Annotated in this window: 18 protein-coding genes; 6 read left to right on the forward strand and 12 right to left on the reverse strand. The window is 42.7% G+C overall.

Annotation, left to right across the window (positions count from 1 at the left end; genetic code table 11):
- Positions 1 to 11 precede the first annotated feature (11 nt).
- The 3 genes from G4V62_RS03320 to G4V62_RS03330 all read left to right on the forward strand — a co-directional run bounded on the left by G4V62_RS03320 (position 12) and on the right by G4V62_RS03330 (position 2196).
- Positions 12 to 725 carry a YwaF family protein gene (locus G4V62_RS03320; RefSeq protein WP_165199334.1) on the forward strand — a complete coding sequence of 238 codons (714 nt, stop codon included), beginning with the start codon at positions 12 to 14 and terminating at the stop codon, positions 723 to 725.
- 87 nt (positions 726 to 812) lie between these two features.
- A complete protein-coding gene (locus G4V62_RS03325) occupies positions 813 to 1115 on the forward strand; it encodes a HesB/YadR/YfhF family protein (RefSeq protein WP_165199335.1) in 303 nt (100 codons plus the stop codon).
- Positions 1116 to 1356: 241 nt separating this feature from the next.
- Positions 1357 to 2196, forward strand: a complete 840-nt coding sequence (locus tag G4V62_RS03330) for a metallophosphoesterase family protein (RefSeq protein WP_165199336.1) — start codon at positions 1357 to 1359, stop codon at positions 2194 to 2196.
- A gap of 220 nt (positions 2197 to 2416) precedes the next feature.
- On the opposite strand, the gene G4V62_RS03335 is transcribed toward G4V62_RS03330, so the two are convergent.
- The 7 genes from G4V62_RS03335 to acnA all read right to left on the reverse strand — a co-directional run bounded on the left by G4V62_RS03335 (position 2417) and on the right by acnA (position 9012).
- Positions 2417 to 2734 carry a hypothetical protein gene (locus tag G4V62_RS03335; RefSeq protein WP_165199337.1) on the reverse strand — a complete coding sequence of 106 codons (318 nt, stop codon included), beginning with the start codon at positions 2732 to 2734 and terminating at the stop codon, positions 2417 to 2419.
- Between the two features lie 5 nt (positions 2735 to 2739).
- On the reverse strand, positions 2740 to 3159 hold the full coding sequence (locus G4V62_RS03340; RefSeq protein ID WP_165199338.1) for an acyl-CoA thioesterase: 420 nt from the start codon (positions 3157 to 3159) through the stop codon (positions 2740 to 2742).
- Positions 3156 to 5372 carry an AAA family ATPase gene (locus G4V62_RS03345; RefSeq protein WP_165199339.1) on the reverse strand — a complete coding sequence of 739 codons (2217 nt, stop codon included), beginning with the start codon at positions 5370 to 5372 and terminating at the stop codon, positions 3156 to 3158. The genes G4V62_RS03340 and G4V62_RS03345 overlap by 4 nt, the downstream gene beginning before the upstream one ends.
- A 160-nt stretch (positions 5373 to 5532) precedes the next feature.
- Positions 5533 to 5769: a small acid-soluble spore protein Tlp gene (locus G4V62_RS03350; protein ID WP_165199340.1), complete on the reverse strand. Its 237-nt coding sequence runs from the start codon at positions 5767 to 5769 to the stop codon at positions 5533 to 5535.
- A gap of 4 nt (positions 5770 to 5773) precedes the next feature.
- Entirely contained in the window at positions 5774 to 5917 is a 144-nt protein-coding gene (locus G4V62_RS03355; protein WP_165199341.1) for an acid-soluble spore protein N, read from the reverse strand.
- A gap of 109 nt (positions 5918 to 6026) precedes the next feature.
- Positions 6027 to 6161, reverse strand: a complete 135-nt coding sequence (locus G4V62_RS03360; protein ID WP_165199342.1) for an FbpB family small basic protein — start codon at positions 6159 to 6161, stop codon at positions 6027 to 6029.
- A 139-nt stretch (positions 6162 to 6300) separates the two neighbouring features.
- Entirely contained in the window at positions 6301 to 9012 is a 2712-nt protein-coding gene (acnA, locus tag G4V62_RS03365) for an aconitate hydratase AcnA (RefSeq protein WP_165199343.1), read from the reverse strand.
- A 166-nt stretch (positions 9013 to 9178) separates the two neighbouring features.
- Between acnA and G4V62_RS03370 the strand changes: the two genes are divergently transcribed.
- The 3 genes from G4V62_RS03370 to G4V62_RS03380 all read left to right on the forward strand — a co-directional run bounded on the left by G4V62_RS03370 (position 9179) and on the right by G4V62_RS03380 (position 10349).
- Positions 9179 to 9283, forward strand: a complete 105-nt coding sequence (locus tag G4V62_RS03370) for a small acid-soluble spore protein P (RefSeq protein WP_165199344.1) — start codon at positions 9179 to 9181, stop codon at positions 9281 to 9283.
- A 298-nt stretch (positions 9284 to 9581) separates the two neighbouring features.
- Complete coding sequence (locus G4V62_RS03375; RefSeq protein ID WP_165199345.1) at positions 9582 to 9830, forward strand: hypothetical protein; 249 nt, start codon at positions 9582 to 9584, stop codon at positions 9828 to 9830.
- 60 nt (positions 9831 to 9890) lie between these two features.
- Entirely contained in the window at positions 9891 to 10349 is a 459-nt protein-coding gene (locus G4V62_RS03380) for a DUF2621 domain-containing protein (protein WP_165199346.1), read from the forward strand.
- A 21-nt stretch (positions 10350 to 10370) separates the two neighbouring features.
- On the opposite strand, the gene G4V62_RS03385 is transcribed toward G4V62_RS03380, so the two are convergent.
- The 5 genes from G4V62_RS03385 to tkt all read right to left on the reverse strand — a co-directional run bounded on the left by G4V62_RS03385 (position 10371) and on the right by tkt (position 14510).
- The gene (locus G4V62_RS03385) at positions 10371 to 10901 is read right to left on the reverse strand and encodes a CcdC family protein (RefSeq protein WP_312855422.1); all 531 of its coding nucleotides are present in this window, start codon (positions 10899 to 10901) and stop codon (positions 10371 to 10373) included.
- Between the two features lie 67 nt (positions 10902 to 10968).
- Positions 10969 to 11403: a Na(+)/H(+) antiporter subunit B gene (locus G4V62_RS03390; RefSeq protein WP_165199347.1), complete on the reverse strand. Its 435-nt coding sequence runs from the start codon at positions 11401 to 11403 to the stop codon at positions 10969 to 10971.
- A 29-nt stretch (positions 11404 to 11432) separates the two neighbouring features.
- Positions 11433 to 11651 carry a YneF family protein gene (locus tag G4V62_RS03395; protein WP_165199348.1) on the reverse strand — a complete coding sequence of 73 codons (219 nt, stop codon included), beginning with the start codon at positions 11649 to 11651 and terminating at the stop codon, positions 11433 to 11435.
- A 36-nt stretch (positions 11652 to 11687) separates the two neighbouring features.
- Positions 11688 to 12164: a sporulation inhibitor of replication protein SirA gene (sirA, locus tag G4V62_RS03400; RefSeq protein WP_165199349.1), complete on the reverse strand. Its 477-nt coding sequence runs from the start codon at positions 12162 to 12164 to the stop codon at positions 11688 to 11690.
- Between the two features lie 339 nt (positions 12165 to 12503).
- A complete protein-coding gene (gene tkt / locus G4V62_RS03405; protein ID WP_165199350.1) occupies positions 12504 to 14510 on the reverse strand; it encodes a transketolase in 2007 nt (668 codons plus the stop codon).
- Positions 14511 to 14706: the final 196 nt, after the last annotated feature.

Here is a 14706-nt window from a genome sequence, read left to right on the forward strand (position 1 = left end):
GAGGTGAGTCGATGAATTACTTCTCTCCTAAAGCTGTTCCTTTTGAAACTTTAGGAATGGCCCATTTGTTTGCATGGCTCTTTATGCTGCTCGTCCTTTTTTTAATACTTTATATGTATAAATGCCTTCCGCACGTACTATGGCACTCAAGATGGATTTGGGTGATCATTTTAATCGTCGTCGACGCTTCGCTTTACGTCTGGTATTTGGCATCCGGCGTTTGGAATACCGCCACAACGCTTCCTTTTAACCTTTGCAGCTTGATGCTTTACTTCACGATATGGATGCTCATTCGCCCATCGCCAAAGCTAAGCGGTATTGTGTTTTTACTTACAATCGCAGGTGCATTACAAGCCATGCTCACACCTGAATTGTTTTACGGGTATCCTCATTACCGCTTCTTTCAGTTCTTTATCGCTCACGCGGTGATGATTTGCGGACAAATGCATTTGTTTTTCAGTGGCTTTATCCGGTTTCACCGGTTCACTTTTGTCTATGCCTGGTTGTTTTTAAATGGTTTGGCCGGACTTGCATGGTTTATCAATGAAGCGACTGGAGGCAATTACTTTTTTGTTCATCGCAAACCCGATAATGCGTCACTTCTTGATCTGTTAGGACCATACCCGTGGTACTTATTATCTTTAGAAATCGTCGCACTGATCATCCTAGCGATCATTCAATGTGTTTTTGTTTATTTGCAAAAATTCTTTAAGTGCGGTCATTGAAATTTTCTAATGCGGAAAGATTTGGTTTCGACACAATTTGCGTTATACTAATATTATACGATACACAGATAAAGGAGCGTGACCCCGATGGATATTTTCGTTTCAAAAACAGCGCTCGAGTGGTTTAAAGAAGAATTTGGGAATGATCAACCCGTTCGATTTTTTGTTCGCTATGGTGGTTGTAGCTCTATTCAATCCGGCTACTCACTTGGTATTGAAATTACGGAACCCTATGAACCTGTTGCGCTTAAAAAAACGGATGGCTTTACTTTTTTTGTTGAAAAAATGGACGAATGGTATTTCGACAGCAGAGATTTAAAGGTTGACTTTGATCCAGCCATTGAGGAGATTACTTTTGACTACCCAGCAGAAAAAAGTATGGACAAATAAGCGTAAAGCATCCGTCTTTCTTACATCTCAAGGAGGCGGATGTTTTGTCTCATCGTCACTTGTCTATTATTCAGTCTTTATTTTCCGAATTTTCTTTCTTATATGAAGAAGTATAATAAGTCGAACGCAGAAGATCATGTCAACTCCTAATGAAAGAAAACCTTATTTTTACATGATATCCATTGTAAGTTAACATTTTTACTTTAGGATTGTCAGTAGATCAGTAAAGGAGCTGTTTATTATGCGCATTGCATTTATTGGAGACCTGCATTATCCTGTCGTAGAAGAAAACGAGGCGACGGTTAAAGAGGCAAGAGATGCTTTTTACGCTGAATTTCTTCATCGCTTTTTTGCAACTGAAGCCGATTATTACATCTCTTTAGGAGACTTAACGAATTACGGCGAGGAAAGCGAAGTGAGGGAGGTTTACGAATTAATCACGCGCCATAACAAAAATTTCATTCACGTGTTTGGGAACCATGATTTGTATGACATCCCTCGCCAAGCATTGCTCGATCAGTCCAAAATGAATCAAAACTACTCCATAGAGACGGAGGAAGCCTACCTCGTTTTTTTAGAAACTGCTCGTGATCACGACTACGAAAATTACGGTGGCTTCTTGCATGACGAGCAGCTTCAATGGCTGGAAGCAGAGATCGAGCGTTCTGGTGAAAAAACGATGATGATTTTCGCACACCATCCTGTATATGATACGACCGCGCGCTCACAAAGAAAGTATTTATCTATTGATCCAGAATTAAACGTACAAGACATTTTAAACAAAAAACAAGGCACTGGCATTTACATCAACGGCCACAATCACGTAGATTCTATTGTTTACAGTGGGCAGTGGACGTATATCCAAGCTGGTGCAGTCCTTGATGATCAGAGTATTCGCATTTTGGAAATTGACAACGATCGTATTTGTCTTCAAGCGAAGGAGCTTAACGATTCGCAATTGAAGCAGCTCGCAGAGATCGTCGGTCAGCATATTTCTCATTTTAATTTATTCCCTGAAGGTCGTGGAACGACGTTAAATCGTGAAGCTGTCATTCAAACGACTGCGGTTAAACGTCTCTAACAATATGCTCTGGCTAGCTACTAAGCAAATAATCTTCATTGTGGCTAGCCTTGCTTTCCTATCCCCTGCACCTATTTCCCCCACTGTTCTTACGCATGAACATGAATACCCTCATGAAAAATGGAAATCGCATCCCTTTCGTCTTCTCGCTTTTTGAAAAGTAAATGCAGACAAAAATCATGGTGACTTTGTCTGCATGTTGGTTATTCTTTGAGTGACATCATCCGTTTTGCGGCGCCTTGATTCGAAATCGTTCAATATGTGAGTTAAGCCCTACATCGATGAGCACTTGATATTGAACAGCTCCTAATAGATCAAAATGGGGATAGGCTGGCCGATGGTGAATCCACTTCTCTTGCAAGCCGTATGCCTCGCCCCAAGCCATTAATTTCTCAAGGTCATTGCAGCCTGCCTTTGTCACTGTATGCCATTCAGGACGAGTTGGGTGCACCCAAAAATGAGTGAGAAAAGCAAGCTCACCAGCACTGACCTGTTTTTTCCAAGCAATTAACTCGTCCCTTTTTATTCCAAAAGCCACGAAATTTATATCTCCTTTAATACGTTTTTATAGGCTTGATCCCATTCAGGGAATGCCTTTCTTAACGGCACAGGCCGAAAGCTATCTTTTTTGACGCATAAATGAACCGAATGCCCTTCCGCACAAGTCTCGTCTTTTGCGTTGGAGATTCGATAACCATAAGTCGTACGCAAACCATCATACGCTTCTAACCATGTTGCTATCGAAGCTGTTTCTCCATATGTCAGTGCCTTCTTATAATTCAGCTGAATTGACAAAACTGGCGAGACATACCCTTCAGATTCCATATCATGGTACTCAAAGCCAAGGTTGTTGATAAAATCCGTTCGTCCAAGTTCCAAATAAACGACGTAGTTGGCATGGTAGACGACCCCCATTTGATCTGTTTCCCCGTATCGTACTTTAACTTCTGTCGTAGTAATCATTCGTGCTTCCCTTCCTGCAATTGTTTTTCGATGGCTGCTTTGACATCTGCCTTCAGTAGCGTCATTAAATCCAAATCCGACCACTGATCAGCTCTGTCTACGGATGCTAGACGATCGGCCTGTATAATGAACGCTTCAGTTAATATATTCTCAACCCACCTTGCATTATCCTTCACAGACTGATCAGGAAAAAGCTCGAGCCATCGTGCCTCGCCTACTTCTTCAATTCGGTAACCCGCTTGATTGGCTAAATGTTTAAATATCGCAAATAACTCTACAGATGAATACAATGGAAAATGCAAATGTTTTTTAAAGCGTCCTGAAAGCCCTGGATTCGAATGTAGGAGAAGATTCATTTCTGACGAATAGCCCGCCATAATGATCACGAGATTTTCATTATGGCGCGTCATCTCCTCAACGAGTGTATCAACCGCCTCTTTGCCATAATCACCGGTGCTGTTATTCATCAAAGCGTAAGCTTCATCGATAAATAATACCCCGCCTAAAGCTTCGCGCACTTTTTTTCGCGTACGATCAGCGGTTTGTCCAACATATGGTGCGACAAGATCAGCACGAGAAGCTGTCACTAAATGACCTCGCTTGAGCATCCCCGTTTCCTTAAGCATTCGTGCATACAAACGAGCGACAGTTGTTTTTCCCGTCCCTGGTGGTCCTGTGAAGACAGTATGAAACTGCATCGGTGGTACTTGAAGCCCTCTTTTTTTCCGAAGGTGCTGGATGTGGGCAAGCTTTTGAATAGCAGACAGTTCACTTTTCACCTCATGTAACCCGATCAACTGCTCGAGTTCACTAAGGGCACTGGACGACGAAGCTTCGTTCGTACTTACCATTTCTTGGTCTTCTAGACAAATGACGTCAAATACGTCGGTAACATTTGCACGTGTACGAGCGCCTTTTTTAAATACCGCATCTTCAATGATCTGCTTCACCGTCCGCGCATTACCGAAAGCTTCATCGACCTGCGCATTTACAATCTGATGCTCAAGCTCGATCATTGCACCTGAATCAAGGACAAAACCCTCCTGCAAAGCCATATGCTCGCCGATCTGCAGCAGCTCTTCAATTGTATAATCATCAACATGGAAATGATTGCTCGTTGGAAAACGGCTTAACAAGCCTGGATTCGCCCATAAAAATCGGCGCATTTCTGCTGGATAGCCTGCCAACATGACGACAAACGTTCCTTTAAACTCATCACTCGTCATCGCCGAAACGAGTGTGTCAATAACAGCTTGACCATAGTCATTTTCTGATTGACCGTCACGCTTTAAACTGTATGCTTCATCTATAAATAAAACGCCACCTTGCGCTTTGCGAATCGCCTGCATCGTTTTTTCTTCGGATTGTCCGACATACGCGCCGACTAAATGACCTCGATGGACCTCAGTCACTTCACTTGTTTCAAGCAGACCTGCCTCATAATATCTTTCGGCTACAATCCGCGCTAAGGTCGTTTTTCCCGTACCAGGATTTCCTGTCAGGATTAAATCAAGAGGTGGTGCGTCTTGTGCCGGAAACCCTTGCCTTTTCCGTTCGAATTGAAAATAAATGTAACCTTCAAGCTCCTGCATTCGTGTTTTCATGTCTTGCAATCCGATCATCTGTTCCAGTGGATCAGGGTCTTTATGCTCAGGTAGAAACGTTTCAATTCGCTCCGTTTCTTTTTGAATCTCTTCGATCAAATGAAGAATGTCGAAAATCGCGGTCTTTCCCTCAATATTGCGTGAATAATGTTCCGCATATGCCTTAGCGATGTCCTGAATTTGCTCTAGCAGTGACAAAAAAGAATCAATGACCGCTTTTTTAGATCCTTCTTGAATATATAAAACGGTGTTTTGCACCTGCTCTTGTAATGCCGCAGCAATGTCGCCTGCCTCAATAATCTTTCTTCTCTTTGTAGACGGATGATCAGTCTGTCGAATCACAGGCCATTGAATGGAGGCTAACTCGGCTCGTAAGCTTCTCAGCTGCTGATTTTCCTTCCATAATACAGCTGCATGATGATGTGCATCAAATTGTAAAGTTTGCTGAAAAAGCGCGTCCTGTAAATGCGGATAATGGCCGATCGATTCGATCAAAGTAGATAGTTCCAGCAAAATATCTGCTTTGTCTGAAGCATTTGTTGCTGAACGAAATCTCTCTTTGTATTGATTGACTTGCGCTGCACGTTGTGCCATTTCTGTTCGCGTCATAAATCTTCACTTCCTTTAATCGCTGTCCATCATTGTATCATAGACACGCCATACTCTCGAAAAAGTTTGCTTTTAATGATAATAGCCATAAAAAAAGCACCTCCAACAATTAGATACAATAATCCAATGTGGGGTGCTTCTCTGTTTACGTCTAGATGACTTATTGTTGCGACTGCTGGTGATTCACTTCATCGTGAATCTCATTTCGAACGGCTTCGAGGCTCTCTTTTCGATGTTCGTTCTTTTTCTTAAGGTTTTGCTGTTCTCCTTGATGATCTGAACGCATAATCCGTTCTTCAGTCTCACGAATGTTTTCTGACGTATTTGCCGCTATTTCTTGCAGCTTATCAACGTTGTCTGCGCGATTGTCCGGGTTCGGCTTTTGATGTTTATGCATATAGCTACTCTCCTTTTGTCTGAATCACTTGTGCATGCTGACCAGATTGGTCTTGCATTTGCTTCCCTTTATTGCCGCCGGCTTTTCGCGGCTGCGTGCCAATGTGAGATGGCTGAAAGGCTTCTGGATGTTTTTTTGGATTGCTCATTACAAACACTCCTTTCCTTATGCCCTATTAGCTTGTACCATTTACCCTCATTTTACTACCTAATAGCGAATCAAAAAAAGAAGCCGTAGCTATGCGGCTTCGTTCGTTTTTAAGATGTTCGCACCCGACTAGAGTGCTTTTGGTCAATTTTATTCTCAATTCTTTCTAAGGCTGACCGATCCTTTAATAAGCTTTCACGATTTTCTGTAATTAAATCTGTTAATGATTGCTTTCTTTTTCTCATTCCCTGTCCCTCTCTCTTCATTAATCTATTTCTATTTTTCCCTTTTTTAAAAAATATACTTATGATAATACGGTCATTGAAATTTAATATTGTCGCGAAAAAAAGCACACCGGATTGACCGATGCGCTTTTAAAAGCGATTAGTTGGCTTGCATTTTATTACGCAAGACCATTTGGAGAATGCCGCCATGACGGTAATAATCGATTTCCACTTCACTATCAAAGCGAACGAGTGCTTCGAAGCGTTTTTCGTTTCCATCTTCATCTACCGCCGTCACCTGTACAAAATCACGAGGCTTTACGTTTTCACCAATATCGACACTGAATGTTTCTTTACCAGTTAAACCTAAGGCTTCAGCGGAATCGCCATCTTTAAACTGCAAAGGAAGGACACCCATCAAGACGAGGTTACTGCGGTGAATTCGCTCAAAGCTCTCCGCAATAACGGTTTTAATGCCGAGCAAGTTCGTTCCTTTAGCAGCCCAGTCACGAGAGCTTCCCATACCATAGTCTTTTCCGGCCATAACGAGGAGACCTGTGTCATTCTCTTGATATTTCATGCAAGCATCAAAAATGGACATCACTTCACCTGTCGGCCAGTATGTTGTATAGCCGCCCTCAGTGCCTGGAGCAAGTTGGTTTTTAATACGGATATTAGCAAATGTTCCGCGCATCATGACTTCATGGTTTCCACGGCGAGATCCGTAAGAGTTGAAATCAATCGGGCGAACACCTTTTTCCTGCAAGTACTTACCTGCTGGTGAATCTTTTGCAATCGCTCCAGCCGGAGAAATGTGGTCTGTTGTGACCGAATCGCCAAATTTACCGACAGCACGCAGCTGCTGCAGTGGCTTCACTTCTTCAGGGTCTTTCGAGAGATTTACAAAGAAAGGTGGGTTCTGAATGTATGTTGACTCTTCATCCCATTGATAAAGCGGCTCATCTGTCGTTTCAATCGCGTTCCAACGCTCATTATCGTCAAAGACACGCTCGTACTCTTTCTTAAACAATTCAGGCGTAACAACTTTTTGAACTTCAGCTTTAATCTCGCTCGCTTCTGGCCAAATGTCTTTAAAGTACACATTCTCGCCAGCCTCAGTTTGACCAATTGGATCATTTTGGAGGTCGATATCGACTGTACCTGCCAACGCATACGCAACGACGAGCGGTGGTGAAGCTAAGTAGTTCGCTTTGACAAGTGGATGAATCCGCCCTTCAAAGTTACGGTTTCCTGAAAGTACAGATGCAACCGTTAAATCGGATTCTTGAATGGCTTTTTCCACTTCATCTGCAAGCGGGCCGGAGTTTCCGATACATGTCGTACAGCCATAGCCGACTAAGTTAAAGCCAAGCGCATTCAAAGGCTCCATAAGGCCACTCTTTTCAAGATAGCCAGTAACAACTTTTGAGCCAGGTGCTAGAGATGTTTTGACATAACCTGGTACTTTCAAACCTTTTTCAACAGCTTTTTTCGCAAGCAAACCCGCACCTAACATAACGTATGGGTTTGATGTGTTCGTACAGCTTGTAATCGCTGCAATGGCTAGTGCACCTGTCTTCATTTCTTCTGTCCGACCGTCATTGAAGTTAACAGTCGCAGTGCGATTAATTTCATCCTTATCAAGCCCAAATCCTTGGTTTCCTGCAGGTGCAGTCAAGGCTTTATGGAACTCTGTTTGCATATTTTTAAGCTCAATCAAGTCTTGCGGACGCTTTGGTCCGGACAAGCTTGGCTCTAATGTCGAAAGATCAATTTCGACAAGCTCGGTAAATTGTGGATCAGGCTGATCTGCAGAATAGAACAATCCGTTTTGTTTACAATACGCTTCAACGAGCTCGATTTGTTCTTCATCGCGACCTGTTAAACGCATATATTCAAGCGATTCTGCATCAACAGGGAAGAAGCCGCATGTCGCGCCATATTCAGGAGCCATATTAGAAATCGTTGCGCGGTCTGCTAACGGCATTTCTGACAAACCAGGACCGAAGAACTCAACAAACTTACCGACAACCTTTTTCTCACGCAAAATTTGCGTCACTTTTAAGGCGAGGTCTGTCGCCGTCGTTCCAGGTGGTAAAGAGCCTGTGAATTTCACGCCAACCACTTCTGGTACTGGGAAATACGATGGCTGCCCAAGCATACCTGCTTCAGCTTCAATGCCACCCACGCCCCAACCAAGAACGCCGATGCCATTGATCATCGTAGTGTGTGAGTCCGTTCCAACAAGTGTATCTGGGTAAGCTTCGACGGTACCGTCTTCTGTTTCTTTAGCATGAACGACATCCGCCAAATACTCTAAGTTTACCTGGTGAACGATTCCAGTTGCTGGTGGAACTGCACGATAGTTATCAAACGCTTTCTGTGCCCAGCTTAAAAACTGGTAACGTTCTGCGTTTCGTTGGAATTCCATCTCCATATTGTACTTTAATGCTTCTGGCGTACCGAATCGGTCTACCTGTACAGAGTGGTCAATGACAAGGTCTACAGGAATGTCCGGATTGATTTGATTTGGATCGCCATCAAAGTCAGCCATCGCTTTCCGAAGTGACGCTAAGTCAACAACCGCGGGAACACCTGTGAAGTCCTGCAAAATGACACGAGATGGCTTAAACGGTACATCGATCGCCTGTACCTTATCAGAGCCCCAATGAGCTAGATTTTCAACGTGCTCTTTTGAAATGACCCGTCCATCCTCTTGACGGAGCACCGATTCAAGCAATACTCGAATCGAAAAAGGCAAGTTTTCAACCTTTCCAAGCCCTTGTTTTTCCAAGGTGTGTAAATCATAGTACGTGAATGTTTTCCCATTTACTTCAAATGTTTGTTTGGCTTTAAATGAGTCTTGAGCCATGGGACAACCTCCTTCTCCAGACATTGTAAAAATGAATTTTTGTAATAATGCTCTTCTATATCTACATCCTCTCTTATCTTACATGATTCTGCATTATAAGTAAATTTCAACACGTTTATCAAATGCCATAAGCGACATCGATCACTGTAAAGGAGGTGAATAATTAATGACACATCAGAAACCTGAAGGTACACAACCAAAACCTTTAAGCGGCTCAAAGAAAGTTAAAAAGCAAAATCACTCACGCGCCAATAAAGGTGAAGGATCGTAAAAATGACAAGACATTTGCGTTAGCTTTCTTTGACGCAGATCAGAGTGTCACGAAGCATTTTTCAGGCTTTATGACACTCTTTTTTTACGTGAAAGTGAACATCTCTCCTGCAATTTTCACCCTCAGCATGGCGTAAAAAACTTCTCTGCCTTGGCGGTAAGGCGAGCGCAGACTCAGAGCCCAGGCGAGGCAACAATGGAATGCGCTTTCACTCAAGCTCTCCTGCCTCATATCTTTGGTGCAGCGTGCACAAATAATGAAACAACGCATATAAGAGAGAAAAAAGGAGACAATGGCAATGGATCATTGGAGCGAACGCGTGTTTGTCTTTCAATACAAACATGTTCTTCTCGTCGAGATTGACCGTGTTCCAGGAGAAAAGTGTCTTTCCTGGAGCCTCCAGCTTCCCTTTTTCTTTTATGAAACGAATGTTGAACAAAACATGATTTTTCTTGATCTCCCTAACACAATGATTGTTCATGAACCAACAATAACCGATAAAGATGATCAGATTTGCTTTCAATGGAAGTTGGCGAAAAGCAGTTGATTCTTCTGCCGTTGTTTTGTAAACTTGGCATAAAGTCATAAAGGCAGGAGTCGGAAGAAGATGACCGGATGGTTTGCTTGGTTTATCGTCGGTTGGGGTGTGTTTTTGGTTGTTATGATGTTTATCGGTGGCTTCTTTATGTTCCGCAAATTTTTAAAACGGCTCCCTCGAGATGATGGAAAGTCCATATTAGACTGGCAAGATTATTACATCCAACAAACGAGACAGCTTTGGAGCGATCAGCAAAAAATGTTGCTTGAAGAGCTTGTTAAGCCCGTACCTGAATTATTTAGAGATGTTGCTCGTGAAAAAATTGCGGGTAAGATCGGTCAAATTGCGCTCGAGCGCAAAAACACAAAAATGACCGAAGATGTGATTATTGAAGGATATATACTTGCCACACCGAAACGAGATCATAAGTACTTAAGAAAAACATTAAAAAAGAATAATATAGATGTGACACCTTATGAAGAGCTTTTTCATCTAAAGAGCCAAGAGAAAAACGACCTAAGCAGTTAAACTAAACTGTGTAGGTCGTTTTTATGTAATCGATGTCGGTGTGTCTAGCTGCTTCTCTACTTTTTTGAATTGAATTAACATCGCCAAACGCCAAGGTAGCAACATTCCGAATGCTAAGATAAAAAACATTCCACTCAATGCTTCCCACTCGATGTAATGGCCTAAAACGGCCTTTAGCAAAATGCGAAACGCGAGCAAACCAAGCAATATAAACGGGAAAGCACGAGATCGTCTTAAGAAGACATGCTCACCGCGTACTTCAAAGCCAGACGTTTTGATTAATATAATCGAAAAAAGAAGACCGACTAAAAAGGCTTCCAATGCTTGATATATCGATAGATGAAACATCGGGTGTGTAAACATCAAAAATCCGCTACTCATAAACAAAGGCGGAAGGATAATTTTTTTGACACTGGCCGGCTTTTCAGCGGCCTTGATTCGAATCATCATGGCAACAATCGCCATCGCTGCTGCTACAGCTGTGGCAAAAACCGCTTCCAAAACCATCCCTTCTTTCTCTGAGTCTTGCCATAGTATAGCATAGACGATCACTCTTCACCACCTACAACAAGAACCGCCATTTACTCAATATAAAAAAGAGGTCAAAATGACCTCTTTTCTAATTTTTTTCATCGTCTTCAGCAATAGACAGAATAATGGTCATCGTCACACCAACCACCGTTAAATAAACACCGAGATCAAATAACAAAGCTGTCGCCCATTCATACTCTCCAAAAAACGGAAGGTCGATATATCCGTACGTATGGCTTAAAAATGGTTGGTCAAAAACAAACGATCCGACCCCTGTCAACACTGCGATCAATAGGCCAGCTGGAATAAACAGCTTAAAATCAACTGGAAGTACTTCACTCGCCCTCTCGTACCCATAGCTGACGAACAGGAGTACGAGCGCCGCAGAGGTCATCAAACCACCGACAAACCCTCCGCCAGTCGCATTATGTCCAGCTATAAACAAATAGAGGGAGAACGATAGAATGAGAAATGCTGTCACCTTTGTCGTCGTCTGTAAAATTAAATCGTTTAAACCATTCAAAGGGCGCTCCTCCTATCAAGAAATATAACCTATTTTATCTGCTGGTTATTCATTGCTTTCATCATTTGGTTAATCTTCTTCTGGGAAGGTTTTTGTCCCATTTGCATTAGAAGCACCCGCAACATTTGTTCATTAATGGGCGGGTTTTTTTTCAAATAATTCATCATGTATTTGCGGGCAATAAAAAATCCGAGAGCGACTCCTGCCAGAAGTGCGCCTAGACCCACAAGAACATAGATCCACCACATGTTGTATCCTCCTTCACGTCATCTGTTCTAAGTGTACTAAATCCATTGTGAAGGCGCAATACTATCTCTTGAATGGAGTTGATTTATTACGCGTATAGGCTTTAACCATCCATACTGCTGTTCACTATAATTACTAGCAAAAAAGTATCCATCATACGCCCGTAACGCTTCAAAAAAAGTCATTTCCCCAGAGAAACACCCTTCAGAACTCATAGACAATACATTCGCATCGATCGTTAATGTAGTTAATCCGGTCTCTTCGTTCGTCTGAAACATCATGCGACGAACGTGTGTCTTGTCCATAGATATATGATTGGAGAACGCACACAAATGCTCAACTAAGTCATCCATAGAAAAAGATTCAGTAATATAATGGACTTGCTTTTCTAGAAGCAAACGATGCGTAGCTACACTACGAGAGCACTCTTCTAACAGCTGATAGATTTTGAATTCTTTCCCGAAAAACTCGTGAGCCACATCTTCCTGGATTCGGTAAATTTCATAGAATGCCATCTCATTTAACTCCCTTCACTTATCTATGTACATCTCATTGAGACAAGTATAAGACAAGTAGAGAGAGAAGACTGTCCCTTTATGAGGCAAACAGACACATGTTTTGTCGAATCAAACGACCTTATTACATAAGATGGCAGCTACAATTGCTTATTCACGACAAACAGCATTGCCATTGCTCCTCGCTTTGACAATCATTTTTATGCTGAAGAAAATCGTCTGACCGTTGATGAATAGCAATAAAAACAGTGTCGGCAAAGTCATTTGTGCTTTGCCGACACTTCATGAAGCTAATCATTCGATGTTATATCATTCTTGTCTAAGCCATACAACAGATGCTTAACGAAGCAAGCCTTTCACTTTGGAGACAACATTGTCGACATTGAAGCCAAACTCATGCACGACCGTTTCTCCTGGTCCAGAGGCACCAAAGCCGTCAATTCCAATAACATCGCCATGGTCGCCTGTATACTTATCCCAACCAAACGGGTTAGCCATTTCGAGCGCTAGACGTGTCTTCACTTGTGGTGGGATGACTTCGTCTTTATAGCTTTGTGGCTGCTTTTCAAAGAGCTCCCAAGATGGCATGCTGATAACCGCAACATCAATACCCTCTTGTAATAAAACTTTCTGCGCTTCTACTGAAAGACTGACTTCCGAGCCAGTAGCAAGCAGAAGGGCATCCGGTGTTTCTTTCGTCGCAGGTGACACGACGTAGGCACCTTTGGATACTTTCTCGTAACGGTTTTCCACAGTCCCTTCGAGTACAGGAAGGTTTTGGCGGGTAAGAACGAGTGCTGTCGGGGTCTCTTTTGACTCTAAAGCAATTTGCCAAGCCGCTTGAACTTCATTTCCATCCGCTGGACGGAGTACAGTTAAATTCGGCATTGCTCGCAATGAAGGAAGCTGCTCAATCGGCTCGTGTGTCGGTCCATCTTCGCCAACCGCAATCGAATCATGTGTAAAGACGTAAGTGACTGGCAACTTAGACAGAGCTGCTAGGCGAATGGCCGGGCGAAGATAATCGGAAAAGACGAAGAATGTCCCTCCGTAGGACTTCAAGCCACCGTGCAATGCCATTCCGTTCATCGCAGAACCCATCGCGTGCTCACGTACACCAAACCAAATATTTTTTCCAGCATAGTTCGAGGCAGTGAAATCTTCTTCGCCACTGACTGATGTTTTATTTGAGCCAGCTAAATCCGCAGAACCCCCAAAAAACTGAGGAACCGTTTTAGCAATGGCATTAATCGCTTCTCCAGAAGTTGCTCTTGTTGCAGCAGCCTTGTCATCTGTCGAATAAACTGGTAACGCTTTTTCCCATCCTTCAGGAAGCGTACCATTCATAGCATCAGTAAATTGTGCTGCAAGTTCAGGGAAAGCTTTTTCGTATTCAGCAAACATGGCTTCCCATTGTGCAACTTTCTCTTCACCTTTTTGAACGATATTTTTATTAAAGTGTTCATAGACTTCTTCAGGTACGTGGAAATCTTCTTCAAACGTCCAATCGTACGCTTTTTTCGTCAACGTAGTTTCTTCTTCTCCTAAAGGAGAACCGTGAGATGCAGACTTACCTGACTTATTCGGTGATCCATAACCAATGACGGTTTTCACTTCAATAAGTGTCGGTTTATCAGTTTCTTTTTGTGCTTGCTCGATTGCCTGTCCAATCGCATGAAGGTCATTTCCATCTTCAACGCGGATAACCTGCCAGCCGTAGGACTTGTATCTGTCTTCTACATTTTCAGAAAAGGCTCTGTCTAAATCTCCATCTAAAGAGATATCGTTTGAGTCATACAATGCAATTAAGCGACCAAGCTTTAAGTGACCTGCTAAAGATGCCGCTTCTGCACTGACACCCTCCATAATATCTCCATCACTGCAGATGGTATATGTATAATGATCAACGACCGGGAAACCATCACGATTAAATACTGCAGCTAAATGGCGTTCTGCCATAGCCATCCCAACAGCGTTAGAGATTCCTTGTCCTAATGGACCAGTTGTTGCCTCTACCCCAGGCGTATGGCCTACTTCAGGATGTCCAGGTGTTTTGCTGTTAAATTGACGAAAGTTTTTAATGTCTTCCATAGTGACATCATAACCTGCTAAGTGAAGAAGGCTATAGAGAAGCATTGATCCGTGCCCTGCAGATAAAATAAAGCGATCCCGATTTGACCAATCAGGGTGTTTAGGCGAAATATTCATATAGTTTGCCCATAGGCTATAAGCCATTGGTGCAGCACCCATTGGCAGCCCTGGATGTCCTGAATTTGCTTTTTCAATTGCATCAATGGAAAGGGTACGAATTGAATTGACAGCAAGTGTTTCCAAAGGTGTAGTCATGCAAACAGTCCTTTCTCTTTGAACTTTTCTTTTCCATCATATACCTTAACACACTAAAGTGGCAAGGTTTTTCCCGAAGGAGAATCTGTAAAATGATCTAATGCATCCAATCTCATTGATGATCTTTTTCCTTCAAAAATAGCGTCAGAAAAGGTAGCGATCATCGATTGAACGAAATGCTTCATCCCCGCGGTTA

It is taken from the genome of Litoribacterium kuwaitense (genome assembly GCF_011058155.1).
GTDB lineage: Bacteria > Bacillota > Bacilli > Bacillales > DSM-28697 > Litoribacterium > Litoribacterium kuwaitense.